19 protein-coding genes and 1 tRNA gene are annotated in these 23,546 nt (G+C 51.5%); 9 read left to right on the top strand and 11 right to left on the bottom strand.

Annotation, left to right across the window (positions count from 1 at the left end; translation table 11 throughout):
- The first annotated feature begins 182 nt into the window (after nucleotides 1-182).
- Together radD and rplY are read left to right on the top strand one after the other, a co-directional pair.
- Nucleotides 183-1,943, top strand: coding sequence for a DNA repair helicase RadD (gene radD, locus HYQ67_RS07670; protein ID WP_202302994.1), 1,761 nt, complete (start codon nucleotides 183-185; stop codon nucleotides 1,941-1,943).
- A gap of 125 nt (nucleotides 1,944-2,068) precedes the next feature.
- Nucleotides 2,069-2,353 carry a 50S ribosomal protein L25 gene (rplY, locus tag HYQ67_RS07675; protein ID WP_202302996.1) on the top strand — a complete coding sequence of 95 codons (285 nt, stop codon included), beginning with the start codon at nucleotides 2,069-2,071 and terminating at the stop codon, nucleotides 2,351-2,353.
- Between the two features lie 47 nt (nucleotides 2,354-2,400).
- On the opposite strand, the gene HYQ67_RS07680 is transcribed toward rplY, so the two are convergent.
- From HYQ67_RS07680 to yejK, 3 genes are all read right to left on the bottom strand, one after another.
- Nucleotides 2,401-2,691 (bottom strand): helix-turn-helix domain-containing protein, encoded by a 291-nt coding sequence (locus HYQ67_RS07680; protein WP_202302998.1) that lies wholly within the window; start codon nucleotides 2,689-2,691, stop codon nucleotides 2,401-2,403.
- A complete protein-coding gene (locus tag HYQ67_RS07685; RefSeq protein ID WP_202303000.1) occupies nucleotides 2,688-3,020 on the bottom strand; it encodes a type II toxin-antitoxin system RelE/ParE family toxin in 333 nt (110 codons plus the stop codon). The genes HYQ67_RS07680 and HYQ67_RS07685 overlap by 4 nt, the downstream gene beginning before the upstream one ends.
- A gap of 132 nt (nucleotides 3,021-3,152) precedes the next feature.
- Nucleotides 3,153-4,160, bottom strand: a complete 1,008-nt coding sequence (gene yejK, locus HYQ67_RS07690; RefSeq protein WP_202303002.1) for a nucleoid-associated protein YejK — start codon at nucleotides 4,158-4,160, stop codon at nucleotides 3,153-3,155.
- A 136-nt stretch (nucleotides 4,161-4,296) separates the two neighbouring features.
- On the opposite strand from yejK, the gene HYQ67_RS07695 reads away from it, so the two are divergent.
- The 5 genes from HYQ67_RS07695 to HYQ67_RS07715 all read left to right on the top strand — a co-directional run bounded on the left by HYQ67_RS07695 (nucleotide 4,297) and on the right by HYQ67_RS07715 (nucleotide 7,802).
- Nucleotides 4,297-4,524: a YejL family protein gene (locus HYQ67_RS07695; RefSeq protein ID WP_202303004.1), complete on the top strand. Its 228-nt coding sequence runs from the start codon at nucleotides 4,297-4,299 to the stop codon at nucleotides 4,522-4,524.
- A gap of 19 nt (nucleotides 4,525-4,543) precedes the next feature.
- Nucleotides 4,544-6,307: an LPS biosynthesis-modulating metalloenzyme YejM gene (yejM, locus tag HYQ67_RS07700; protein WP_202303006.1), complete on the top strand. Its 1,764-nt coding sequence runs from the start codon at nucleotides 4,544-4,546 to the stop codon at nucleotides 6,305-6,307.
- Nucleotides 6,308-6,384: 77 nt separating this feature from the next.
- Nucleotides 6,385-6,461 (top strand) — tRNA-Pro (locus tag HYQ67_RS07705).
- An 86-nt stretch (nucleotides 6,462-6,547) separates the two neighbouring features.
- Nucleotides 6,548-6,838: a hypothetical protein gene (locus HYQ67_RS07710; RefSeq protein ID WP_202303008.1), complete on the top strand. Its 291-nt coding sequence runs from the start codon at nucleotides 6,548-6,550 to the stop codon at nucleotides 6,836-6,838.
- 1 nt (nucleotide 6,839) lies between these two features.
- Nucleotides 6,840-7,802 carry a glycosyltransferase family 9 protein gene (locus HYQ67_RS07715; RefSeq protein ID WP_202303010.1) on the top strand — a complete coding sequence of 321 codons (963 nt, stop codon included), beginning with the start codon at nucleotides 6,840-6,842 and terminating at the stop codon, nucleotides 7,800-7,802.
- Nucleotides 7,803-8,470: 668 nt separating this feature from the next.
- On the opposite strand, the gene mgtE is transcribed toward HYQ67_RS07715, so the two are convergent.
- The 6 genes from mgtE to HYQ67_RS07745 form a co-directional block, all read right to left on the bottom strand.
- A complete protein-coding gene (gene mgtE, locus HYQ67_RS07720) occupies nucleotides 8,471-9,901 on the bottom strand; it encodes a magnesium transporter (protein WP_202303012.1) in 1,431 nt (476 codons plus the stop codon).
- A 172-nt stretch (nucleotides 9,902-10,073) separates the two neighbouring features.
- Nucleotides 10,074-11,720 carry a multidrug ABC transporter permease/ATP-binding protein gene (locus HYQ67_RS07725; protein ID WP_202303014.1) on the bottom strand — a complete coding sequence of 549 codons (1,647 nt, stop codon included), beginning with the start codon at nucleotides 11,718-11,720 and terminating at the stop codon, nucleotides 10,074-10,076.
- Nucleotides 11,721-11,794: 74 nt separating this feature from the next.
- Complete coding sequence (alkB, locus tag HYQ67_RS07730; RefSeq protein ID WP_202303016.1) at nucleotides 11,795-12,445, bottom strand: DNA oxidative demethylase AlkB; 651 nt, start codon at nucleotides 12,443-12,445, stop codon at nucleotides 11,795-11,797.
- Nucleotides 12,445-13,506, bottom strand: a complete 1,062-nt coding sequence (gene ada, locus HYQ67_RS07735) for a bifunctional DNA-binding transcriptional regulator/O6-methylguanine-DNA methyltransferase Ada (protein ID WP_202303245.1) — start codon at nucleotides 13,504-13,506, stop codon at nucleotides 12,445-12,447. Before ada ends, alkB begins: the two co-directional genes overlap by 1 nt.
- A gap of 91 nt (nucleotides 13,507-13,597) precedes the next feature.
- Entirely contained in the window at nucleotides 13,598-14,638 is a 1,041-nt protein-coding gene (gene apbE, locus HYQ67_RS07740) for an FAD:protein FMN transferase ApbE (RefSeq protein WP_202303018.1), read from the bottom strand.
- A 134-nt stretch (nucleotides 14,639-14,772) separates the two neighbouring features.
- Nucleotides 14,773-15,873, bottom strand: coding sequence for a porin OmpC (locus HYQ67_RS07745; protein ID WP_202303020.1), 1,101 nt, complete (start codon nucleotides 15,871-15,873; stop codon nucleotides 14,773-14,775).
- An 875-nt stretch (nucleotides 15,874-16,748) separates the two neighbouring features.
- Between HYQ67_RS07745 and rcsD the strand changes: the two genes are divergently transcribed.
- Nucleotides 16,749-19,394, top strand: a complete 2,646-nt coding sequence (rcsD, locus tag HYQ67_RS07750; RefSeq protein ID WP_431355432.1) for a phosphotransferase RcsD — start codon at nucleotides 16,749-16,751, stop codon at nucleotides 19,392-19,394.
- 16 nt (nucleotides 19,395-19,410) lie between these two features.
- Entirely contained in the window at nucleotides 19,411-20,061 is a 651-nt protein-coding gene (gene rcsB, locus HYQ67_RS07755; protein WP_202303024.1) for a response regulator transcription factor RcsB, read from the top strand.
- Nucleotides 20,062-20,118: 57 nt separating this feature from the next.
- On the opposite strand, the gene rcsC is transcribed toward rcsB, so the two are convergent.
- Nucleotides 20,119-22,968: a two-component system sensor histidine kinase RcsC gene (rcsC, locus tag HYQ67_RS07760; protein WP_202303026.1), complete on the bottom strand. Its 2,850-nt coding sequence runs from the start codon at nucleotides 22,966-22,968 to the stop codon at nucleotides 20,119-20,121.
- Nucleotides 22,969-23,093: 125 nt separating this feature from the next.
- A complete protein-coding gene (locus tag HYQ67_RS07765) occupies nucleotides 23,094-23,480 on the bottom strand; it encodes an ASCH domain-containing protein (RefSeq protein ID WP_202303028.1) in 387 nt (128 codons plus the stop codon).
- Nucleotides 23,481-23,546 lie beyond the last annotated feature (66 nt).

Below are 23,546 nucleotides of genomic sequence, written 5' to 3' on the forward strand. Positions count from 1 at the left end.
TGGAGGTACCAGCATCATTCGCTGGCCGGGCCTTGCTGCCCGATTTTGAGGCCAAAATCGTTTGCCTGTTAATTAGTTTGCCAGTATAGCGGGATAGAAAACTCTCTCAAGCTAAAACCCCGTTTCGTGCCATAATCGCCGCTGAAGCATTCAATGAATCAATCAATGAAGCCAGATTTCTGATGTCCTTTACTCTACGTCCGTACCAACAAGAAGCGGTGGATGCCACCCTCACCCATTTTCGCAAGCACCTTGAGCCTGCCGTTATCGTGCTCCCAACGGGGGCAGGCAAAAGTCTGGTCATTGCCGAACTGGCACGTATTGCCCGTGGCCGTGTGTTGGTACTTGCTCACGTTAAAGAGCTGGTTGCCCAGAACCATGCCAAGTATTGCGCGCTGGGGCTTGAGGCCGACATCTTTGCCGCCGGGCTCTCCCGAAAAGAGAGCCATGGCAAAGTGGTTTTTGGCAGCGTCCAGTCGGTGGCGCGCAATCTTGACCAGTTCCACGGTGAGTTTTCACTGCTGATTGTGGATGAATGCCACCGCATCGGCGAGTCCGATGACAGCCAGTATCAGCAAATCCTTTCGCACCTGCGTACCGCCAATCCAAAGCTGCGCCTGCTCGGTCTGACCGCGACCCCTTATCGTCTGGGCAAGGGCTGGATTTATCACTTTCATTATCACGGCATGGTACGGGGCGATGAAAAAGCGCTGTTTCGCGACTGCATTTATGAACTGCCGCTGCGCTACATGATCAAACATGGTTATCTGACGCCGCCCGAACGGCTCGACATGCCGGTTGTGCAGTACGACTTCAGCCGCCTGCAGGCCCAGTCCAACGGCTTATTCAGCGAAGCCGATCTTAACCGCGAGCTAAAACAGCAGAAGCGCATCACGCCCCTTATCATCAGCCAGATTGTTGAATTTGCTGCCGAACGCCGGGGAGTGATGATTTTTGCCGCCACCGTAGAGCATGCGAAAGAAATTACCGCCCTGCTGCCCGCAAGCGACGCCGCACTGATCACCGCGGACACGCCCGGCCCGGTTCGGGATACCTTAATAGAAGCGTTCAAACAACAGCAGTTCCGCTACTTGGTTAACGTGGCGGTGCTTACCACCGGCTTCGACGCCCCCCATGTGGATTTGATTGCTATTCTGCGACCAACGGAATCAGTAAGTCTTTACCAACAGATCGTGGGGCGCGGGCTGCGCCTGTCGCCTGGCAAAACCGACTGCCTGATTCTGGACTATGCCGGTAACCCGCACGATCTCTTTACCCCGGAAGTTGGCAACGCGAAAGGGAAAAGTGACAACGTGCCGGTGCAGGTTTTTTGCCCCTCCTGCGGCTTTGCCAATACTTTCTGGGGCAAAACCACCGTCGACGGCACCCTCATTGAGCATTTTGGCCGCCGCTGTCAGGGCTGGTTTGAAGATGACGAAGGGCATCGCGAGCAGTGCGATTACCGCTTCCGCTTCAAAAATTGCCCGCAGTGCAATGCGGAAAACGATATTGCCGCCCGCCGCTGCCACACCTGTGACCATGTGCTTGTCGACCCGGACGACATGCTGAAGGCGGCGCTGAAGCTGAAAGATGCGCTGGTCCTGCGCTGTAGCGGTATGGCGCTGCAGCACGGCGGCGATGCGAAAGGCGACTGGCTGAAAATCACCTATTACGACGAGGACGGAGCGGATGTAAGCGAGCGCTTCCGTCTGCACACCCCGGCCCAGCGCATGGCCTTCGAGCAGCTGTTTATCCGCCCTCACAGCCGTGCGCCGGGCGTCCCCTTGCGCTGGATAACGGCGGCTGACGTTGTCACCCAGCAGGCGCTCCTGCGCCATCCTGATTTTGTCGTCGCCCGTAAAAACGGCAGCTTCTGGAACGTTCGGGAAAAGGTATTCGACTACGAAGGGCGCTACCGCCGGGCAAATGAATTGCGCGGTTAGTGGCGATACGCATTGCCCATCCGGCCAGATATGGCTATAATGCCGCCCGCTTTTGCATCCGCAAAGCAGATAACTTACCTGTTGCTGGGTCGCCTGTAGCAGGCTTATTTAGAGAGAAACATTTAATGTTTACTATCAATGTTGAAGAACGCAAAGAGCAGGGCAAGGGTGCGAGCCGCCGCCTGCGTGCAGCAAACAAATTCCCAGCTATCATCTACGGTGGCAAAGAAGCTGCAATCTCTATCGAACTGGACCACGACTCCGTAATGAACCTGCAAACTAAACCAGGTTTCTACGAAGAAGTTCTGACTCTGGTTGTTGACGGTAAAGAAGTAAAAGTGAAGGTTCAGGCTGTTCAGCGTCACCCGTTCAAGCCAAAACTGTCTCACATCGACTTCGTTCGCGCTTAATCGCGAATCAGGCTCGAAAAAAAACCCGCTTCGGCGGGTTTTTTGCTTTAAGCCGCTGCGGTTTCGCAGATTTCAATACTGCTAATATGCATCCCAACGGCAGCCATGATGGTAATAAGCCTGTCGACACTGAACAGCTGTATTTTTCCACGCATCAGTTCAGATACGCGAGGCTGGCTAAGCCCCAGCACTTCTGCGGCCTCCGCCTGGCTAAGTTCTTTACGCTCAATCCAGTTCTGTAAGGCCTGCATGAGCTGCGCACGCACCTTCATGTTTTCTGCTTGCTCGGGGGTGTCGCTGATGGCATCCCAGACGCTGTCGAAGGTCTGAATTTTCATTTATTTCTCTCCACAAGCAGCGCACGAAATCGCTGCGCCGCCAGCTCAACATCTTTGCCACGTGTGGTTTGAGTTTTCTTCTGAAAACAGTGAAGCACGTACACCGCTTCTTCAAACTTCGCGACATACATTACGCGATAAATCCCCTGCTCATCCCTGATGCGTATCTCCTTTACTCCTGGTCCTACAGCGGTAAAGGGCCGCCAGTCATCGGGATCAAAACCATGCTGTACTTTATCAAGCTGATACCCGGCCTCTTTTCTTGCATCCATTGGAAACTGCCGCAAATCTGCAAGGCTTGTATCAATGAAACTGACTGGCTTAGGCATTATCACTCCATGATATACGAAATTTCGTATAAATGATAATAGCGATCTGATATTTAGCCTGCCAGATAAAAAAGCCCGCTACGGGTAGCGGGCCTCAGGATATGCGGGAATGATTCCAGAATTCGAACGCTGTTACTTGCCTGAGCTGCGGCGCTGGAGCTGATCGCGCAGGTTTGGCGGGGTGCCTTTGATGGTCAGGGTGTCGGTGGCCGGATCCCAGAAAATACGTTCACCGAGCAGCATGGCATCGAAGTTAATCGTTAAACCACCGCCGCTACCCGCGTATTTTGTCAGCTGGCGCAGGGTGCTGCGATCCCCAGGGAAACTCTCTTCCAGCTCATAGCCTTTTTCAGCGGTGAACTGCTGGAAGTTTTTGTCATCGACAGCCCACGGCAATTCATCTGCCAGAGAAGAAAGTTCGATCTCCTCCCCTGCCTGTAGCTGCTCGTTACAGTAGGCATAAACCTGCTGACGAGCCGTCTGACGTTCATTCTTATCTAGCTGTGCTTCGTTGGTGAAGTCATCCAGCGCCTGTAACAGACCTTTGTTTTGCGCTTTGGCATTCAGACCTTCGCTGGCACCGAGGAAATCCATAAAGAAATCGGATACCTTGCGGCCAACGCGACCTCGCAGGAAGGTCAGATAACGCGTGGACTCCGGATTGGTTTCCCATTCGGTCAGATCGACCCGCGCAACGATATCGGCATGGTTAATATCCAGGTAATGCGTGGAGCTGATATCCAACTCTTCGTTGACGCGCATACTGCTCAGATTGTTGAGCACCGCCACCAGAAGGTATTCCACAGCCAGATAACGATAGTGACAAAACAGGACGATACCGCCATCCGCAAAGGGATATTTTGCCAGTTCGTCACGCAGACGGCCGGTTGCGGCACGGCTAAAGGCGAGAAAATCCTCGTCCCCTCTGCGCTGTGAGCGGAGTGCTTCCGCCAGCTCGCTCTCATCACTAAACAGGCCGTAAGCTTTATTTTTGGCGCTATACACCCGGTGTAGCTCAGCCATCATCTCTTCTACGGCACCGTTTGTTGCCAGTAGGGAATCGCGCAGCACCACCTCAAGCGTCTCTTCACCGCGCTTGATAAGCTGATGCAGGGCAATCTGGTTGATATCCAGACTCATGTTAAACTCTCCTTAAAGACCGGGCGGTATTCAACCACTGCCGGAAGCCATGTGCAACAGAAGATAAAAATGCAGAAAAAATGGCGCTCCTACGGTAAGATAACGCCCTTTCCTGAACATAACCGATTCTGAATTTATGCCACAAATATCCCGTTATAGTGATGAACAAGTAGAAGAGCTGCTGGCCGAACTGGCTGGCGTACTGGAAAAACACCATGCGCCAACCGATCTTTCCCTGATGGTATTGGGAAATATGGTCACCAATCTTATCAACACCAGCGTGGCTTCGGCCCAGCGCCGCACGCTGGCTCAGTCTTTCGCGCAGGCGCTACAGGCATCTGTGAGTGAAGACAAAGCTCATTAAGGGATTGTAGCTACGAGTTATGGTGACTAACCGTCAGCGCTACCGCGAAAAAGTTTCCCAGATGGTCAGCTGGGGACATTGGTTCGCCCTGTTTAATATCCTGCTGGCGACGCTGCTGGGTAGCCGCTATCTGTTCGTTGCCGACTGGCCAACGACGCTCACCGGGCGCGTGTATTCGTATCTGAGCGTTATTGGCCACTTTAGCTTTATCGTCTTTGCGGCGTATCTGCTGATACTTTTCCCGCTCACCTTTGTCGTGATGTCGCAGCGGCTGATGCGTTTCCTGTCGGCAGCCTTTGCGACCGCAGGTCTGACGCTGTTGCTCATCGACAGTGAAGTCTTTACCCGTTTCCATCTCCATCTCAACCCTGTCGTCTGGGAACTGGTGATTAACCCCGACCAGAGCGAAATGGCGCGTGACTGGCAGCTGATGTTTATTAGCGTGCCGGTGATCCTGCTTATTGAGATGCTGTTTGCGACCTGGAGCTGGCAGAAACTGCGCAGCCTGGGACGCCGCAGACACTTTGCCAGACCTGTCGTTGCCCTGTTCTTTGTGGCCTTTTTCAGCAGCCATATGATGTACATCTGGGCAGATGCCAATTTCTATCGCCCGATTACCATGCAGCGTGCAAACCTGCCGCTCGCCTACCCGATGACCGCTCGCCGCTTCCTTGAGAAGCACGGGCTGCTGGACGCCAAAGAGTACCAGCGTCGTCTGGTTGAGCAGGGTAATCCGGAAGCGGTGTCGGTGCAGTACCCACTGAGCAATCTGCAGTTTAATGATATGGGCACCGGACATAACGTCCTGCTGATTACCGTTGATGGCCTGAACGCCTCCCGCATGGCAAAAGACCTCCCTGCCCTGAATCAGTTTGCGCAAAACAACGTCAACTTTACTCAACATATGAGCGCAGGTAACGGGACGGATAACGGCATCTTCGGCCTGTTCTATGGTATTTCTCCGGCCTATATGGACGGCGTGCTTTCAGCCCGCATTCCGGCGGCGCTGATTACCGCGCTGAACCAGCAGGGCTATCAGCTCGGCCTGTTCGCCTCGGACGGTTTTAATTCATCCATGTACCGCCAGGCGCTGCTCTCTGACTTCTCTTTGCCATCGGCCAAAAGCCAGTCGGATAGCGAAACGGCGTCGCAATGGATTAACTGGCTTAAGCAATACGCCTCTGAAGATAACCGCTGGTTCTCCTGGATTGCCTTCAACGGCACCAGCATCGATGAAGACAGCAACAACCAGGCCTTTACGCGTCGATATACCCGCGCCGCACATAATGTGGACGCACAAATTCAGCGTGTGCTGGACGGACTGAAAGCCTCAGGCAAGCTGGACAATACGGTAGTCATCTTAACCGCCGGTCACGGTGTTCCGCTTGGCAGCGAAAGGGATTCCTTCGCCTGGGCACGTTCGCGCATTCAGGTACCTTTGGTCATCCACTGGCCGGGTACGCCGGCGCAAACCGTCGGCAAACTGACCGACCACCAGGACGTGATGACAACCCTGATGCAACGCCTGCTGCATGTTAAAACGCCGCCGAATGAGTACTCGCAGGGTGAGGACTTATTTGCCGCCACCCGTCGCAATAACTGGGTCGTGGGTGCAGATAACAACAGCCTGGCCGTGACCATGCCGCAGATGACGCTGGTGCTGGATAATAACGGTAACTACCGCATCTATGATTTGCAGGGTGAGCGTATCGAAGAAACTAAGCCGCAGCTGGGGCTGCTGCTACAGGTTCTGACCGACGAGAAGCGCTTTATCGCGAACTGATTGTATATTTATAAAACACTTAGCGTTGGAGCATCTTGCAATAGCCAACAAAAGCGGTAATATTTTTATCCAGTTGTCGGCACGTAGCGCAGCCTGGTAGCGCACCGTCATGGGGTGTCGGGGGTCGGAGGTTCAAATCCTCTCGTGCCGACCAGAATCCCCTTTAAAAGCAGCCTCTTATGGCTGCTTTTTTGTTGACCATTATATTTATGGAAAAACACAGGGGATAACCCCATCAAAATGGTTGCAGATTTAACACCCGCTGATTACAGCTCTCAGGACGACATCAGGAAAAGTCAATCTGCACACAAACGAAATCTGGTAAGAAAATGTAGTAAAACGGCATTGACAAATGGCACCAATGGGTGTGCTAGTCATGACATAATAGTGAAGTTTGTGATTTCCAAACGGAGATATGAAAATGAAATTATCGAGAACTCTGATAAAGTTAAACCACAGGCGGAACGCTTTTTTTCGGATGCTGTTTTTAAACATACAAGTAATTTATTACAAATCAAGAAGAAAAGATAATGTGCTAAACCTTAACTCAAAAAAAGTCGTCATTTATATGGGGAAAGGCATAGGGGATTGTTTAATATTATCAGAATTAATCTCAAGTTTACGTTCCGTAGGTTATAAAGTTAGCGTAATCACCGAACCTAAATGCGCTTTTATTTTTGATTCACTGATTGAAGTCGATGGTGTCATTTTAAAAAAAAATAAAATTAATCTTACAGGGTATGATATATTCATTGATCCGTATGATAATGCCCATGAAATTGCAGCTAAAATAAGATTAATTCTTAACTCTGACTTTAGTTATACAATTGGATTTAACACTCATATATATGATAAGAACATAACTTACACTGAATATCGCAGTCACTTTTCTTCTAGATTCAAATATATAGAAGAAGAATTACATTATAATAGCAACATAAAATGCATTCAACTCAAACCAGATGCAGACATCGAGTATGAAATTACCGAATGGGTTAGTAAAACATTAGGTAAAAAAAAATTAGTTGTACTCTGCCCATTTGCATCTAATGAAGTGAGGAACTTATCTCCGACTCAATGCTCCGACATATTAAATCACATTAATAAAAATGAAAAATATATAACAATTATTCTTGGTTCAACTGAGCAACTTTCTAATTTACCCAGCAGTTTAAATAATCACTTTATTACAGATCCTTTTGGTACATTTGATTCAGCCATTACATTAGTTAAAAACGCAGAATTTGTAATTTCTGTTGATACTGTTTTTGTTCACATTTCCAGTTTTTATGATAAAAAATTATTTGCCATTTACAACAATAGAGTAATTGACAAAGCATTTGAAAATAACTTCGTTTTTTCACCTAATTACAGCAATGCTACAGTTATTTTCACCGATGATGGTTTTAATTCTACAGAAGGAGGCAAGGTTTCAAGGATGAATATTAGTAAACTTTTAAGTAAGGTGGATCATTACATTTACAACTCAAAATGACTATATATATTATGAAATGTTTCGCTTGACTGACCATACCAGTTATTTTTCTTAAACCATATGTGAACAGGAACTATCAGGTAACATATTGCGGATATGCCGTCAGAAATTTTTACCAGAGATTCACGCCACGATGGCTGGAACTACCGGCCATTAAACTTCCAGCACTTTACTTGTAATAACTCGCACCCGCAGAACATATTATTTTTTGTGACCAGAATCAGATTAGCAGGTACGTTACCTTTAGCAGGGTATATCTCATACTTTGAAGCGATCGAATATTTTAATATCCTCTCGCCGATGGCCACTTTCATATCAAAGAATTACTTTAAAAATTAATTTTCATTTATATGCAATGTACTCTTGGTTATGTTTATAATATTTTCACATGATACCCCCATTTTTCTACGGACGTTTTTCGCACTATAATATTTTAGCTTATTACACATATGGATTGATTGTATTAAGATGCCTGTAAATGAAAAAAGGACAGACATCTGGAACGCGTATCAAACTTGGGGGGATTGTTGAATTTAGAACCAGATGTATTGAACGGAACTATATGCGCGGGAATGTTAAATATGATGAAGCATGGGTAAGACAAACAACCAGCAGAAAAACCATTTAAAAGGGGCTCCGAAGCCCCATCGATTATATTCAGCGCTTTTTCACTTAAGCAGAAAAATAGTCGCAAGCCCCAGGAAGATAAAGAAGCCGCCGGTATCGGTAAGGGCTGTTATCATCACGCTCGATCCTACCGCCGGGTCTTTCCCCAGTCGGGTCATGATCATTGGGATCAGTACACCCATTATGGCAGCGACCAGCAGGTTTAACACCATCGCAAGCGTCATGACTCCCCCCAGCGCGGGATCGTCATACAGCAGCCAGGTCACGGTTCCCATTACCCCGCCCCAGACAATGCCGTTTATCAGCGCGACGCCCAGCTCACGCAGAACCAGGAACGAGTAGTTTCCGGCCTGAATATGTTGTAGTGCCAGGGCACGGACAATCATAGTGATGGTCTGATTTCCCGTATTGCCGCCAATGCCGGCCACAATAGGCATCAGTGAGGCAAGAGCCACCAGCTGCGAAATGGTGTGTTCAAACATACCGATGACGCGAGAAGCAACGAATGCCGTACATAAATTTATCGCAAGCCAGGCCCAGCGAGCCTTCACGGCTTTGCCTACCGGCGCAAAAACATCTTCTTCCGCGCTCAGGCCACCCATGCGACGCAGATCGTTGTCCGTTTCCTCATACACTACGTCAACAATCTCATCGATGGTCAGACGCCCCATCAGTTTGCCGGTCGCGTCAATGACGGCTGCGCTTATCAGGTTATCCCTTTCAAAGGTGCGCGCTGCAATTTCATCGTCATCTTCCGGCGCAAAGCAGGTTGGATTATCGTCCATCACCTTAATGACCGGCGTCTCTGGCGAGTGAAGCAGAATGGTGGTCAGCCCCAGCTCACCCAGTAAAGTCTTATCGCGGCTGGTCACAAAGAGTTTGTCGGTATTTTCAGGAACCTTGCCGCGCAGGCGCAGGTAGCGCTGCACAACGCCAAGCGTTACGTCGGCCCGGATAGTTATCACCTCGAAGTCCATGATTGCGCCAACGCTATGCTTGTCGTAGTGCAGGACTTTACGAACCTGAGTACGGGCATCCTGCGGCAGCGTTGCCAACAGACGGCCCATCAGGTCACGAGGCAGGTATTGCGCCAGATAAATCTGGTCATCGATATCGAGCGGTGCCAGCGCTTTAAGCAGCGCTTTATCGGACATATCTTCGATAAGATCGTCCCAGACGGTTTCCGACGCTTCGATCAGCACCGGCCCGCGCTTATCCTCTTTAACCAGGCTCCAGAGCGCATCTCGCTCCTCGGAGGGCAGCGCCTCGAGTACATCGGCCAGATCGGGAGCGGGCAGTCTGCCGACAAGCGACACGATTTCGGCAATATCCTGCTCGGCGGTTTGCGCATCGGGCGCAGGAAAACGCCTGAGGATACCGCTGGCAACGGCTTTATGGGTAAGCAGGATCTGGAGGATTCTGGCGCGGTCTTGCTCGCGTTGTTTATTGCTGTACTTCGGAGTGGCTGACATCTGGCGTTGTTTCCCTGTTAACGACGAGGATAGTTATAGCCTTATGCAGCGCAGAAAACAAAAAACCAGCGCTTAAAGCGCTGGTTAATTTTGCTCACAGGCCGAAAAAACGCAGCGTCACTCGATATTATTCGGGGAATGACACGCTGTCGTTTATCCATTTTTATCGGCGTTAACTTCCCGTTCTGGCAACAGCATCCCGTGAGGCGCTGTCTCGCTCCTGCCCGGTCAGCTCGCTTAACTGCCCCTGACGCATCTCCAGCAGGCGGTCAGCATGAATAAAGTAATGGTCGTCATGGCTGATGGCGAAGATCGTTTTCCCCATCTGCTGCATCAGCGGCAACAGTTCCTGATAGAACTCGCGACGGAAATGCGGATCCTGATCGGCGGCCCACTCGTCGAGCAGAATAATGTCCCGCTCTTCCGCCAGCGCAAGCAGCAGCGCCACGCGTTTTTTCTGCCCTTTGGAAAGCTTCAGATTGAGGATGGTACCATTGTCCAGCTCCAGCTTTTCGCTCATTTTCAGGCGGTTTAGCCAGCTGGCAACCAGTTCTGGTTTGGCCTGCGCGCCCTGCTGTCCCAGCAGACGATCGAACAGCCAGACGTCGGTAAAGACGGCAGAGAACAATTTGCGATAATCATCCAGGCTGCTGGCATCGATTTGTTTGCCATCGAGGAATATCTCCCCGGATACCGGGTGATAAAGCCCGGTCAACAGCATGGCCAACGTAGACTTGCCGCTGCCGTTGCCGCCAATCAGGAAGATAAGTTCGCCCCGCTCAATTTTCAGGTTCAAAGGCCCAACGGTGAAGGCGTTATCGCCGTATTTAAAGACGACATCGCGCATTTCCAGCGTCTGCCACTGGCCCGCTTCTTTTGAGCGCGGGAATGCCGCATCGAAAGGTGCCAGCTCAAACTGTTTCAGCTTGTTGAACGCCACCTGGGCGCTAAGCAGCGTTGGCAGTGCGCCAACGGCAGAAAGCATCGGCGTGCGCAGGAAAAGCAGCGTCAATGAGAAGGTCGCCGCCACGTTAGTGTCTGACCAGCCCAGGCTGTTCGCCATCCAGAATACCAGGCCAATCACGCCCAGCATCATAATGTTCGACCAGTTCACGGCACTCAGATGGAAGGTATCTGCGCGGATGATATGGCTACGGTAGTCGCCGGCGTGAGGGAGATAAGTATCTTCATACAGACGTTCCGCACGTTCGCGGTTCAACGCCAGCTCTTTACGCCCTTCTATCACCGTCTGGTAATCGTGATATAAGTTGTCTTCAATATCACGCAGCTTCGCCAGGTGTTTATAGACACGGGCTACCAGCAGGAAGCCGCCGAAGATCGTGATCGCCACCCAGACGGCAGTCACCGCCAGCATTTTTGGCGAGAGCCATGCCAGATAGGCTGCGGAACCAAAAGTCAGGATGATCCCCTGTACCAGCTCAGGCAAGCGGACAAAGGCAATGGTGATGTTACGCACGTCGCTGGTCAGGCCCGCGAGCAGTGCGGCACTGCCGAGCTGCTCGACACGCTCCACATGGGTGTCCATCAGACGTTTAATGAATTCGCTGCGCAGGCGGAAGACGAAATGGTGGCCAAGGGTAGTCAGCGCCAGCTGCGAGCCGAGCGTCACCGCCATCAGCAGCAGCAGCAGGCCAAGAAATTCGGGAAGTACCGACAGAGAAACGTCCGGGGTTTCAATCAGTCGCTGATTGATAAAAGCAATCAGGCCAATACCCAATGCGGCACTGGCAAGGCTCAGAGCCATTACCATGATAAACGGCCAGCGATACTGCCGATAAACAACGCGTAAAAGTTCCATGACTCACTACCTGAAAACCAAAACAGCGAGCAGTTTAAACGGCAATGCGGTTACATCAAGAATAATTCTTATTTTTATTCGCTTTTTGAAGTGCTGCGGAAGGTCAGGTTGTAACGCACTTCTCCCGTTGCGGCATGATGGCCGGGCTTGAGGGGTAAAATGCCATGGAAAAACAGCCGCGATGCACCTCCCCATACCACCACGTCACCGTGTTCGAGCATCACTCGCTGGAGCGGATCGTTACGTTTAAGCCCTCCAAACTGGAAAACCGCAGGCAGGCCGAGTGAGACAGAAACAATAGGCTGCTGCAGGTTCGGCTCGTCTTTGTCCTGATGAAGTGAGAGTTTTGCCCCTTCAGCATAGCGGTTAATAAGGCACGCATCGGGGGCAAAACCACGGTAACCAGCGGCTTGCGAAGCCGCATCGGATAGCTGCCGGAAAACCTGTGGCATCGCCGGCCAGCGTCGCCCCGTGAGAGGATCGTCCGGAGAATAGAGATAGCCATGCTGGTTGGTCGTCCAGCCCCTCTCTCCGCAGTTAGTCATGGCGACGGACATGGTATAGCCGCCCGGTGTAACCATCTGACGAAACGGCGATTGCTGCGCAACACGCTCGATCTGCTCGATCAGGTTTTCTGCCTGAGCGCGGGCGAAACGCCGCAGGATCACCGCCCCATCAGCGAGCGGCTCTTGCCAGGGAGATTCATCAGCGAAGAGATCGAGCATTACTTTTTCCTCTGTTCGGCTTCCAGACTCAACAGCTGCTTTTTACGCTCAACGCCCCAGCGATAGCCGGAAAGCGCTCCGTCGCTACGGACAACGCGATGGCAGGGAATCACCACCGCCAGCCTGTTCGCAGCACAGGCTCCCGCGACGGCTCTTACCGCTTTCGGTTTGCCAATACGTTCAGCAATATCCTGATAGCTGACGGTCGAACCTGCTGGTATTTCCTGCAGCGCCTGCCAGACCTGCTGCTGGAATGCCGTCCCCTGGATATCCAGCGGTAAATCGATGTCCCGGCCTGGGTGTTCCAGAAGACTCACTACGCTTGCAACACGCTGCGCATAAGCCGCATCACCTGATATAAGGTTAGCCTTCGGGAAGAGTGTTTCCAGCTCGGCAATTAAGATTTCCGCAGAACGGCCCAGCAGGATGGCGCAAATGCCACGTTCGCTTTCAGCCACCAGAAACTCACCAAGCTGACAGCAGCCGACAACGAACTGAACCGTCGCCCTCTCTCCGCCCTGCCGGTACTGACGCGCGGTCATCCCCAGCGCAGCATCAGCCTGCTGATAAAAATTACTGCCCGACTGGAAACCGGCGTCGTAGGCGGCTCTGGTGACTTTCTCCCCGTCAGCCAGCCGGTCACGCAAACGCTGTGTGCGCAGCGCTTTTTGCCAGGCGCCTGGCGTTAAACCGATGATGCTCTTAAAGAGCCGATGAAAATGGAATGGGCTCATCGCCACCTGGGCCGCAAGCGTTTCCAGCGTCAGAGGCTCCGGGCTGGCTTCCATGATGCGGCACGCCTGCATAATACGTTCTGCCCGCTGCTGTTCTGGGGCAACTTTGTCCGGCTGGCAGCGCTTACAGGGGCGGAAGCCCGCCGCTGCCGCGTCGTCTGGGTTTAAGAAAAAGAGAACATTTTTACGCAGCGGACGGCGAGCGGTACAGGAAGGTCGGCAAAAAATACCGGTGGTTTTCACGGCAAAGACAAACTTTCCGTCGGCATTCCCGTCACGGGTTTCCACGGCCTGCCAGCGGCGCTCATCAGTGGTGACGTCATTCATTGTTTTCATGACTTGCTCCTCTGTTTTGCTGTCACAGGGTGACTTTGCCAGTAAGCGCCAATTGGAAAACCCGCATTCTTGCTTTCTAATTCTACTCGCTCAGCAGGAAGGTTTTAAACTGCGGCGACATCCAGGTAGAGAACCCCTCACCCTCTTTGGTAATGAGGTATACCGCCAGCCCTTCTTTCTCGGCAATCTGCTTAGCTTTTTCTGTGCCAAGAACCATCAGTCCCGTATCCCAGCCGTCGGCTTCCAGCGCCGTGGTCGCTATCACGGTGGCCGAGACCAGCTTATGTTGAATGGGCGCTCCTGTCGTTGGGTCAATAACATGAGACAGCCGCTTTCCGTCCAGCTCGTAATAGTTACGGTAGCTGCCGGAGGTGCTGATGCCGTGGCCGTTTAAATCGACCACCGCCTGCACAGCATTTTCCCGGTCGGTCGGTTTCTGAATAGCTACGCGCCAGGCTCTGCCATCCGGGTTCGTCCCACGCGTCACAACCGCTCCGCCCACTGAGACCAGATAGCGGCCAATCCCGTTTTGCTCCATCAGGCGCGCCAGATGGTCTGCCGCGTAGCCTTCCCCGACGGTGGAGAGATCGACATACAGCCCCGGCAGATCTTTTTGCAGCCACTGCTGTCCGGCCTGATGAATCACTTTCAAATGCTGAAGCCCTGTCAGCGCCTTAGCGGCGTCGATTTGGGCCTGGGTTGGCGTTTTCACCGGCTGCTTGTCGGGGCCAAATCCCCAGAGATTCACCAGAGGACCAACCGTAACATCCATCGCACCCTGGGTTTTAGCCCCAATTCGCAGAGATAAAGTCACGATATCGCTCATCCCTTCGCTGACGGCATAAGGTTCGGTGCTGCGGGACTGGTTAAAGCGCGACAAAGCAGAGTCTGCTTTATAGGTCGACAGCAGGCGATCGTCACCGTCCAGCTGCGCCTGAATTTTGGTGCGCAATTCATTCTGGCGGGATTTATCCACGCCGGCCAGGCTTGCGCGCCACCAGGTCCCCATCGTTTTGCCTTCCAGCACCAGGCCAGCGTTCTGTTTTGCAGGCTGATTATCGCACCCGGCGAGAAGCAGAAGTGCCACGGCGAGCAGGCCGCGGCGCAGAAGTTGTCGTTCCATTGTTTTCGCTCTCCAGTTCTGAGGCGCAAGAGTATATCAAAAGGCGTAAGCGATGAGGGAAAGCGGCGGGTTTGTTGAGGATGCAGAGATAAAAAAAGCGCCCTGAGGCGCTTTTTATGCAACGAGTATCGGACTTAGAACTGGTAAACCAGACCCAGTGCAACGATGTCGTCGGTGCTCACACCTGCATAGCGGGTGAAGTCGTTTTCGTCAATCAGGTTGATTTTGTAATCAACGTAGGTGGACATGTTTTTGTTGAAGTAGTAAGTCGCGCCAACATCAACATATTTCAGCAGATCCTGGTCGCCGTAACCTTCGATGTCTTTACCTTTGGACTGCAGGTAAGCAACTGAAGGACGCAGACCGAAGTCGAACTGGTACTGAGCGACAACTTCGAAGTTCTGTGCTTTGTTAGCAAAGCCCTGGTCGCCTGCGCGAGTGGCGTTGTAAGTCTGGGTATACTGAGTTGCCAGGTATACGTTGTTCGCGTCGTATTTCAGACCACCGGTATAGGTTTCAGCACGATCGCCTTCACCCAGTGACAGGTTGTTGTTCTGATCAGCAGTACGCTTAGAGCTTGCGATTGCAGAACCGATGCTGAAGCCTTCGCCCAGATCGTAAGTCAGGGAGCCGCCGAAGCCGTCACCGTTCTGACGCAGTTCGTCACGACCGTTGTTGGTGAAGCCGGTGTGGCCTTCTGCATCTGTGCTGCCGTTTTTACCCTGGTACTGCAGAGCAAAGTTCAGGCCGTCAACCAGACCGAAGAAGTCAGTGTTACGGTAAGTTGCAACGCCGTTAGCACGGGATTGCAGGAAGTTGTCAGAACTATAGGTGTCGCCGCCAAATTCTGGCAGAACGTCAGTCCATGAAGTGACGTCGTAAACAACGCCGTAGTTACGACCGTAGTCGAATGAACCATAGTCACCAAAACGCAGACCAGCAAACGCCAGACGGGTCCAGGAGTTGTTTTCGTTTTCAGCGCTGTTGCCCTGAATCTGATATTCCCACTGGCCGTAACCGGTCAGCTGGTCGTTAATCTGAGTTTCGCCTTTGAAGCCCAGACGCATATAGGTCTGGTCGCCATCTGCGCTATCGTCATCAGAGAAGTAGTGCAGGCCATCAACTTTGCCGTACAGATCTAATTTGTTGCCGTCTTTGTTATAAATTTCGGCCGCGTGAGCGGTGCCTGCTACCAGCAGAGCTGGTACCAGGAGGGACAGTACTTTAGCTTTCATGTTATTAACCCTCTGTTATATGCCTTTTTATATGCCACTGCTTACTGATTACCCTCTAATCAGTCGGCAACTCATTGTCCGAAACAATTCCAGAATAATCCAACGCGAATATGATACTAAAACTATATAGATGTTTCAGATATCCACATAGATGTTTCAAATTGTGTATTTAATGGAACTTTTTTTAGCACGAAAAGCTAATTTATTCAGCACTTATAATCAAAAAATGACAAACATACATTCAAATCAGTCAATTAGAGAAGTTCACATCATGTAGCACTGAATGACAAAATATTTTCACAACTTATCGATAAAATAGACCCCGCTATCATCATTAACTTTATTTATTACCGTCATTCAGTTCTGAATGTCTGTTTACCCCTATTTAATACCGGATGCTCGCATCCGGTTTTTTTTACCCTTCTTTACGCAACTTTAATATTTTTGTGCTACGCCAGAAAAATATAATGACTATTAAGTAATCACTCTGCGTAATAATCCCTCTGTCACACCATAACAGGATAATTCCTGGTTCTATTTATTCAGTCAAAACAATCCCTTCTGATTTCTAACTTGTACAGAGAATAAACATTAGTACAGAAAGAGAGCATAAAACCTGCCGATGACGCTCCTGTTTAAGATGTTATTTTCGGCGAGTTATCAATAACCTGGCAAAGTAGCCATTTGCCCTTATACTCCATCTGTTTTACACAGAGACGATGACGCCAGCGGCCGTTAAAGGTATCCTACGTACGCGTGCGTTTAATGCATCGCTCACGCTTACAACGCCTGCTTCAGGCAGGTGGCATGGTTAGTTTTCTTGAGTGGCGAGAGTTCGCCGGGTTACGCACTAAATAATGAGTCAGTCAGACGGCATGATCCCTAATAAATTTTCCCTTATTCCCGGCAATATCACGCGCTTCTTTTTGCTGCTGATCGTCGTGCTGCTTGTCGCCATGGGAGTGATGGTACAGAGCGCCGTCAACGCCTGGCTGAAAGATAAGAGCTATCAGATAGTCGATATCACCCACGCGATCCATAAACGCGTCGACACCTATCGCTACGCCACATGGCAAATCTACGACAACATCGCAGCAACCCCGGCCTCATCATCAGGCGACGGTCTGCAGGAAACGCGTCTGCGCCAGGACGTTTACTACCTGGAAAAACCTCGTCGTAAAACCGAAGCGCTGATTTTTGGCTCCCATGACAGCTCTACGCTTGAGATGACACAGCGCATCTCCAGCTATCTCGACACGCTATGGGGCGCGGAAAGTAGCCCCTGGTCGATGTATTATTTGAACGGCCAGGACAACAGTATGATTCTGGTCTCCACCCTGCCCTTGAAAGATCTCTCTTCCGGCTTCAAAGAGACCGGCGTCGGCACCATCGTTGATTCCCGCCGCGCAGAAATGTTGCAGCAGGCTAATGCGCTGGACGAGCGCGAGAGTTTTTCTCCTCTGCGGCAGCTCGCCTGGCAAAATGGCCACTACTTTACCCTGCGCACCACCTTCAACCAGCCGGGGCACCTGGCAACGGTCGTCGCTTTCGATCTGCCGATTAACGACCTGATCCCCCCCACGATGTCCCTCGACAGCTTCCAGCTGGAGCCGGATGAAAATCTCACCGCTCCACGTGCTGGTGATAAAGAGAGTGCGGATAGCGTCACCATTAACTTTAACAGCGCCCGCATAGAAATAGCCTCGCCGCTGGCCAGCACCCACCTGCGTCTGGTATGGCAAGTGCCGTTCGGGACGCTGCTGATGGATACGCTACAAAATATCCTCCTGCCGCTGCTGCTGAATATCGGTTTACTCGCGCTGGCGTTGTTTGGCTTTACCACCTTTCGCCAGCAGGCACCTCGCTCAGCGGAAACCTCAGCAGGGGCAAACAACGAACTTCACGTACTGCGCGCATTAAATGAAGAGATAGTAGCCCTGCTGCCAATTGGCCTGCTGGTGCACGATCTTGATGCCAACAGAACGGTTATCAGCAATAAAATCGCCGATCACCTGATGCCCCACCTGAACCTGCAAAATATTATCGCCATGGCAGACCAGCATCAGGGCGTGATTCAGGCCACTATCAATAACGAGCTTTATGAGATACGTCAGTTCCGCAGTCAGATAGCCCCGCGCACGCAGATTTTTGTCATCCGCGATCAGGACCGCGAAATCCTGGTGAATAAGAAGCTCAAACAGGCCCAGCGCCTGTTTGAAAAGAATCTGCAGGGTCGTGCAGCGTTTATGCAGCACATTGGCCAGGCGCTGCATAAGCCGGTAAAAAACCTTGCTGAAACGGCCGCAAAAATCAAGACCCCGGATCACATACAACTGGCAAATGAATCGCAAAAAATCATTCGATTAGTGGATGAAATTCAGCTACTCAATCTGCTTGAGGCGGATAGCTGGAAAACGAATGCCACCCAGTTCGCCATTCAGTCAGTGATTGATGAAGTTGTGCTGGAAATGTTGCCCGTCATTCGTCGGAAGGGATTGCAGTTGCTGATCAATAACCAGTTACCGGCTGACGAAGAGCGCCACGGCGACCGGGAAGCGCTGCGCAAAATTCTGCTTTTGCTGCTCCACTATTCAGTGACCACAACGCAAATGGGTAAAATCACCCTGGAAATATGTGAGGAAGAGTCCGCACCAGACCGCTTGCTGTTCCGCGTGCTGGATACTGGCGAAGGCATCGGGAACGATGAGATAGATAATCTGCACTTCCCGTTCCTCAACGAAACCAGCGAAGATCGCTACGGAAAGGCGAACGGCCTGACCTTCTATCTGTGCGATCAGCTTTCCCGTAAACTTGGCGGACACCTCTCCATCAAGTCTCGTGAAGATATCGGCACGCGCTATAATCTGCATGTTTTAATGACCGCGGAGCCGCAGCCGGATGAACAGGATGAGAAATTACTGGATGAAGTCGTGGCAATGCTGGATATTACTTCCAACGAAGTTCGTCATATCGTGACGCGCCAGCTGGAGAATTGGGGTGCGGACTGCATTACCCCTGATGAAAGATTAGCCAGTCAAGAATTTGATATCTTCCTCACTGATAATCCGTCTAATCTTACATCTTCAGGCTTGCTTTTAAGCGATGATGAAAACGGAATGCGGAAGCTTGGTCCAGGCCAGTTCCGGGTTAACTTTAATATCAGCACAGCGATGCAGGATGCGGTTCTCGGGCTGATAGAAGAGCAGCTGTCGCGTGAAGAGATGCCCGAATCGCCCTCTGGCGGTGACGAAACTGCGCAACTTCATGCCAGCGGCTATTACTCGCTGTTTGTCGACACAGTACCGGAAGATGTCAGTAGATTATATACTGAATCAGCAGCAGGTGATTTTGCTGCCCTGGCACAAACGGCGCACCGCCTGAAAGGCGTGTTCGCCATGCTTAACCTGGTACCCGGCAAGCAGTTATGTGAAACGTTAGAGCAGCACATTCGCGAGAGTGATGTTGCCAACATACAAAAATATATCAGCGACATTGACGCTTACGTCAAAAGTCTGCTGTAGAAAGGTAGCTTATTACATGAACAGTATGAACGTAATTATTGCCGACGACCACCCGATTGTCCTGTTCGGCATTCGTAAATCACTTGAGCAAATCGAGTGGGTGAATGTTGTCGGTGAGTTTGAAGATTCCACAGCACTTATCAATAATTTACCAAAATTAGACGCGCACGTGCTCATTACCGATCTCTCCATGCCCGGAGACAAATACGGCGATGGCATTACGCTGATTAAATATATTAAGCGTCACTTCCCGGCTATCTCGATTATCGTTCTGACGATGAACAACAACCCGGCTATTTTGAGCGCCGTGCTGGATCTGGATATCGAAGGGATTGTGCTTAAGCAAGGTGCACCGACCGATCTGCCTAAGGCACTGGCGGCGTTGCAGAAGGGCAAAAAATTCACGCCGGAAAGCGTCTCGCGTCTGCTGGAGAAAATCAGTGCTGGCGGCTACGGCGACAAGCGCCTTTCGCCAAAAGAGAGCGAAGTTCTGCGTTTGTTCGCAGAAGGCTTCCTGGTGACAGAGATTGCCCGTAAGCTGAACCGCAGTATCAAAACCATCAGTAGCCAGAAGAAATCAGCGATGATGAAACTGGGTGTTGAAAACGATATCGCGCTGCTGAACTACCTCTCCTCGGTAAGCCTGTCTCCGGCTGATAAAGAGTAATCTCTTTTCAGCCCCCTCTCCTGCGGGAGAGGGAGACTCCGGTTTTAGCTGTCTGACTTAGCCCCTTCCGCTTCTTACTCTCGCCGCATAGACCGCCAGCGTCTGCTTAATGACATCCAGCGTCACCGGTTTCGACAGGCAGCTGTCCATCCCCGACTCAATACACCGTTGTTTCTCTTCGGCAAGGGCATTCGCCGTGACGCCTATCACCGGCAACGTCAGCCCCAGCTGACGAATGCGTTGCGTCAGACGGTAGCCGTCCATATTAGGCATGTTCACGTCGCTGAGCACAATATCGATATGGTTCTTACTTAAGACATTAAGCGCATCAACCCCGTCATTGGCCGTTTTACACTGATAGCCCAGCGAGCCCAGCTGATCGGCCAGCAGGCGACGGTTTATCGGATGATCGTCAACCACGAGGATCATCATGTCATCATTCTGCTCGTTGATTTGGGTCGGCGTTGGCAGTGAAGAGGTGCTACCCGGCACATCAACATCAATACTGTAAATGCGCCCCAACAGCGTCAGTAGATCGTGCGGGGCAGCCACGCTGTGCACCCAGCAGCCGGGTGACTGTTGCTGCGGGATCCCAATGTGTCGGCGGCAGAAAATAATTGCCGCACGCCCTTCCCAGGCAGTTTCCAGCGCATCATCGGTGATCAGCACATCGTCACTGCCCGGCACCTCCCCATTGTAGATCTGATTGTGGATGTTGTTCCTGGACAGTAACGAGGCAAGATAATCGCTTAAAGAAGCATTTCTGACCGACAGCCAGCAGCGCTTCTCAGCCAGTCCGTCTACCTGTGCCAGCGGTGCGGCAACGGCTGAGTAAAGGGGGATGCGGATCGTGAACTGGCTGCCCATCCCTGCTTCCGTATCCACAGAAATATCACCGTCCATCATGCTGATCAGTTTTTCGCAGATTGCCAGCCCAAGCCCCGTCCCCTGGAAGTTACGCTGAACCCCTGTTCCCACCTGGAAGAACGGGTCGAACAAACGCGTTACTTCTTTACCGGGGATCCCAACGCCGGTATCACGAACCCGGAAGCTGAGGTAATCACCGTTAACCGACACGTGCAAAATGATGCAGCCAACGTCCGTAAACTTAATAGCATTACTTAGCAGGTTGGAAATCACCTGTTGCAGACGCATCGGATCGCCTTGCAGCGTGAGCGGTACATCTGGTTCGATAAAGCAGTAAAGGCCCAGCTGTTTACGCACCACCAGCGGCAAATAGTTGGCAGTAATGTGGCTCATCACCTCACGAGGAGAGAATTCGCGTGGCTCGATCTTCAGCTGCTCGGATTCAATCTTTGAGAAATCCAGGATATCGCTGATGATCTTCAACAGCAGACTCGAGGAGTTGTTCATCGCCGTCACCAGACGATCGACACCTTTCGGCAGCGCTTTGGTTTGCAGTAAATCAAGATTACCGATGATGCCATACAGCGGGGTGCGCAGCTCATGGCTGACGGTGGCAAGGAACATCGATTTTGACTGGCTCGCCTGTTCGGAGGCCTGCGCCATCTCCTGCAGTGACTCCTCCATCTTCACGCGGGCGCTGACATCCACCAGCACGCAAATTGCCACGTTTTCATTGCGATAGCGCGAATGCACAAAGCTAATTTGCAGATTGGTATGGGTGCTGGTCAGCACGTCGACAAAATTGACCTGCTGGCCGCAAATGATTTGCGTGAGCCGCTGCCTATCTTCATGAGTCAGCATATTCAGGTAGTTATGGGCAAGTTCGTTACTGAGAATATTTGTGCCGTCGAGCGTACGTAAAATACAGATACCTACCGGTGCCGAAGCGACAATCTTGCGGTTAAATTGCTCATGTTCTTCGAGACGCTGGGCGTCATTTTCCGCTGGAATAAATATCCTGCGCTCATACATGCGCGCCAGGGTAAACAGTACGATGCCGACCAGCACGTTAAGCAACACTGCATTAAGGATCAGCATGCGGATGCGTTCCAGCACGATATCCACCGGCACCGAATAGATAACGCTAAGCGATGACGGCGGCAGGTTCTTTTTCAACACCAGCTGCTTAAAACCGGAGGTATAGCCAAACCAGTTACGCTCCTGTAGCCAGTGCGCCTGAGGGTCGAAGCTGGTTTCCGGGCCAGCCAGGGTGATAAGCGGATGGCTGTTCTCGTCAAGAATGGTGATGCCAACGGGGAGCGTGCCGGGCGTCAGGAAATTCTCCATGCGTACCGTCTGCTCAATCCCCAGCAGAGCCTGTAGCCGGTTTGCCAGGTAAACCGGCGTTAAAGTATAGAAATAGCCAATGCTCGCGCGCGGACCCTGACCAATCCAGTAAATACTGTTGCCCCGTTCATCCTGCGGCGCATTACGGTATTTCATGATGCGCTCATGCAGCGTCTTGAGCGCTTTTTCTCGCTCAAGCGGCATATTGCGGAGGCCGAAATCCGCCATGCAAAGACTTTCGCCGCCGATCAGAAACACACGATTGAGATCGTAGGCGGCAGAGAAATTATCTCGCCAGTAACGGAGGAACCAGGAGAGCGACTGCAGAGAGCTGCGCCAGGAGGCACTCATGGCCGAGCAGTCAGAGTCCGGAAACAGCGGCATGAAATTAGGCGTTTCAACCGCGCTGTCGTCTCGCTCAATGGATGGCAGCACGCCGTTGCTGGCGGACAGGCGGTTTTCCGCGATGTACTTCAGCTCTTTCATTACGTCAGACGTACGCTGAATGTAGCGCTGTGCCTGATCGAAACTAATGTTCAGCTCCTGACGAATATCAGACTCTTTTTCATGCAGCGCATTAACGATATAAAACACCGAAAAAAGGGCTATCAGCAGCCACAGCAGCAGCGCCAGCGCTCTGAAAAGGTAGCGGGAAATCTTGAGCGTACTGCGAAAAGAGACGAGATATTTCAATTTGAGCCTGGTCGCGGAAAATCAAAAGGTTGGGATGCCGATAAGGTAGCCGCAAAAGCCCTAACCCGCAACGGCAGAAAACTGGATTTTCCCCATCGCAGCTGCCGCCGGATGAGGAATCACGGTCAGAACTTTTCGATAACCTTAAAGTCCATCAGCACCAGCGTCATATCCGGGGAGAACAGTTCGTACTCTTCAAAGAAGCGTTTGTGCTCGTTACGCCAGTAAGCCAGGGTTTTATCCCCCTCACCTTCCGCCAGGGCGTGAGCTTCGTCCACCTGATCGAAAGGCTTCATATCTACCGTAGTCAGTTCTATCGCACAAACCGGCTCGTTTTTGCCATCCACCACCACAAAGACATCGCCTGGTTTGGGAATGCCTTCGCCATCCAGGTTGGAACAGGTCGCTGTTTTCACGCCGTCGAGCACCAGCTTAGCCAGCTCATCCGCCTGACGCTCGGTGTCACCGAATGCCCAGCGCTCCACATCTTCATACTTCTCAGGGATAGCCATTGTCTTACCTTTTTAATTGAGCTCTTCATACAGCAGAATAGTACAGGGGAGTAAAATAAAAAACGC

The organism is Dryocola clanedunensis subsp. sulfonylureivorans, from assembly GCF_016756775.1.
In the GTDB taxonomy this organism is placed as follows: domain Bacteria; phylum Pseudomonadota; class Gammaproteobacteria; order Enterobacterales; family Enterobacteriaceae; genus Dryocola; species Dryocola clanedunensis.

Coding starts and splice junctions, on each gene's coding strand:
- radD (WP_202302994.1), top strand. CDS start 183: ATGTCCTTTACTCTACGTCCGTACCAACAAGAAGCGGTGGATGCCACC.
- rplY (WP_202302996.1), top strand. CDS start 2,069: ATGTTTACTATCAATGTTGAAGAACGCAAAGAGCAGGGCAAGGGTGCG.
- HYQ67_RS07680 (WP_202302998.1), bottom strand. CDS start 2,691: ATGAAAATTCAGACCTTCGACAGCGTCTGGGATGCCATCAGCGACACC.
- HYQ67_RS07685 (WP_202303000.1), bottom strand. CDS start 3,020: ATGCCTAAGCCAGTCAGTTTCATTGATACAAGCCTTGCAGATTTGCGG.
- yejK (WP_202303002.1), bottom strand. CDS start 4,160: ATGAGTCTGGATATCAACCAGATTGCCCTGCATCAGCTTATCAAGCGC.
- HYQ67_RS07695 (WP_202303004.1), top strand. CDS start 4,297: ATGCCACAAATATCCCGTTATAGTGATGAACAAGTAGAAGAGCTGCTG.
- yejM (WP_202303006.1), top strand. CDS start 4,544: ATGGTGACTAACCGTCAGCGCTACCGCGAAAAAGTTTCCCAGATGGTC.
- HYQ67_RS07710 (WP_202303008.1), top strand. CDS start 6,548: ATGGTTGCAGATTTAACACCCGCTGATTACAGCTCTCAGGACGACATC.
- mgtE (WP_202303012.1), bottom strand. CDS start 9,901: ATGTCAGCCACTCCGAAGTACAGCAATAAACAACGCGAGCAAGACCGC.
- HYQ67_RS07725 (WP_202303014.1), bottom strand. CDS start 11,720: ATGGAACTTTTACGCGTTGTTTATCGGCAGTATCGCTGGCCGTTTATC.
- alkB (WP_202303016.1), bottom strand. CDS start 12,445: ATGCTCGATCTCTTCGCTGATGAATCTCCCTGGCAAGAGCCGCTCGCT.
- ada (WP_202303245.1), bottom strand. CDS start 13,506: ATGAATGACGTCACCACTGATGAGCGCCGCTGGCAGGCCGTGGAAACC.
- apbE (WP_202303018.1), bottom strand. CDS start 14,638: ATGGAACGACAACTTCTGCGCCGCGGCCTGCTCGCCGTGGCACTTCTG.
- HYQ67_RS07745 (WP_202303020.1), bottom strand. CDS start 15,873: ATGAAAGCTAAAGTACTGTCCCTCCTGGTACCAGCTCTGCTGGTAGCA.
- rcsD (WP_431355432.1), top strand. CDS start 16,749: ATGATCCCTAATAAATTTTCCCTTATTCCCGGCAATATCACGCGCTTC.
- rcsB (WP_202303024.1), top strand. CDS start 19,411: ATGAACAGTATGAACGTAATTATTGCCGACGACCACCCGATTGTCCTG.
- HYQ67_RS07765 (WP_202303028.1), bottom strand. CDS start 23,480: ATGGCTATCCCTGAGAAGTATGAAGATGTGGAGCGCTGGGCATTCGGT.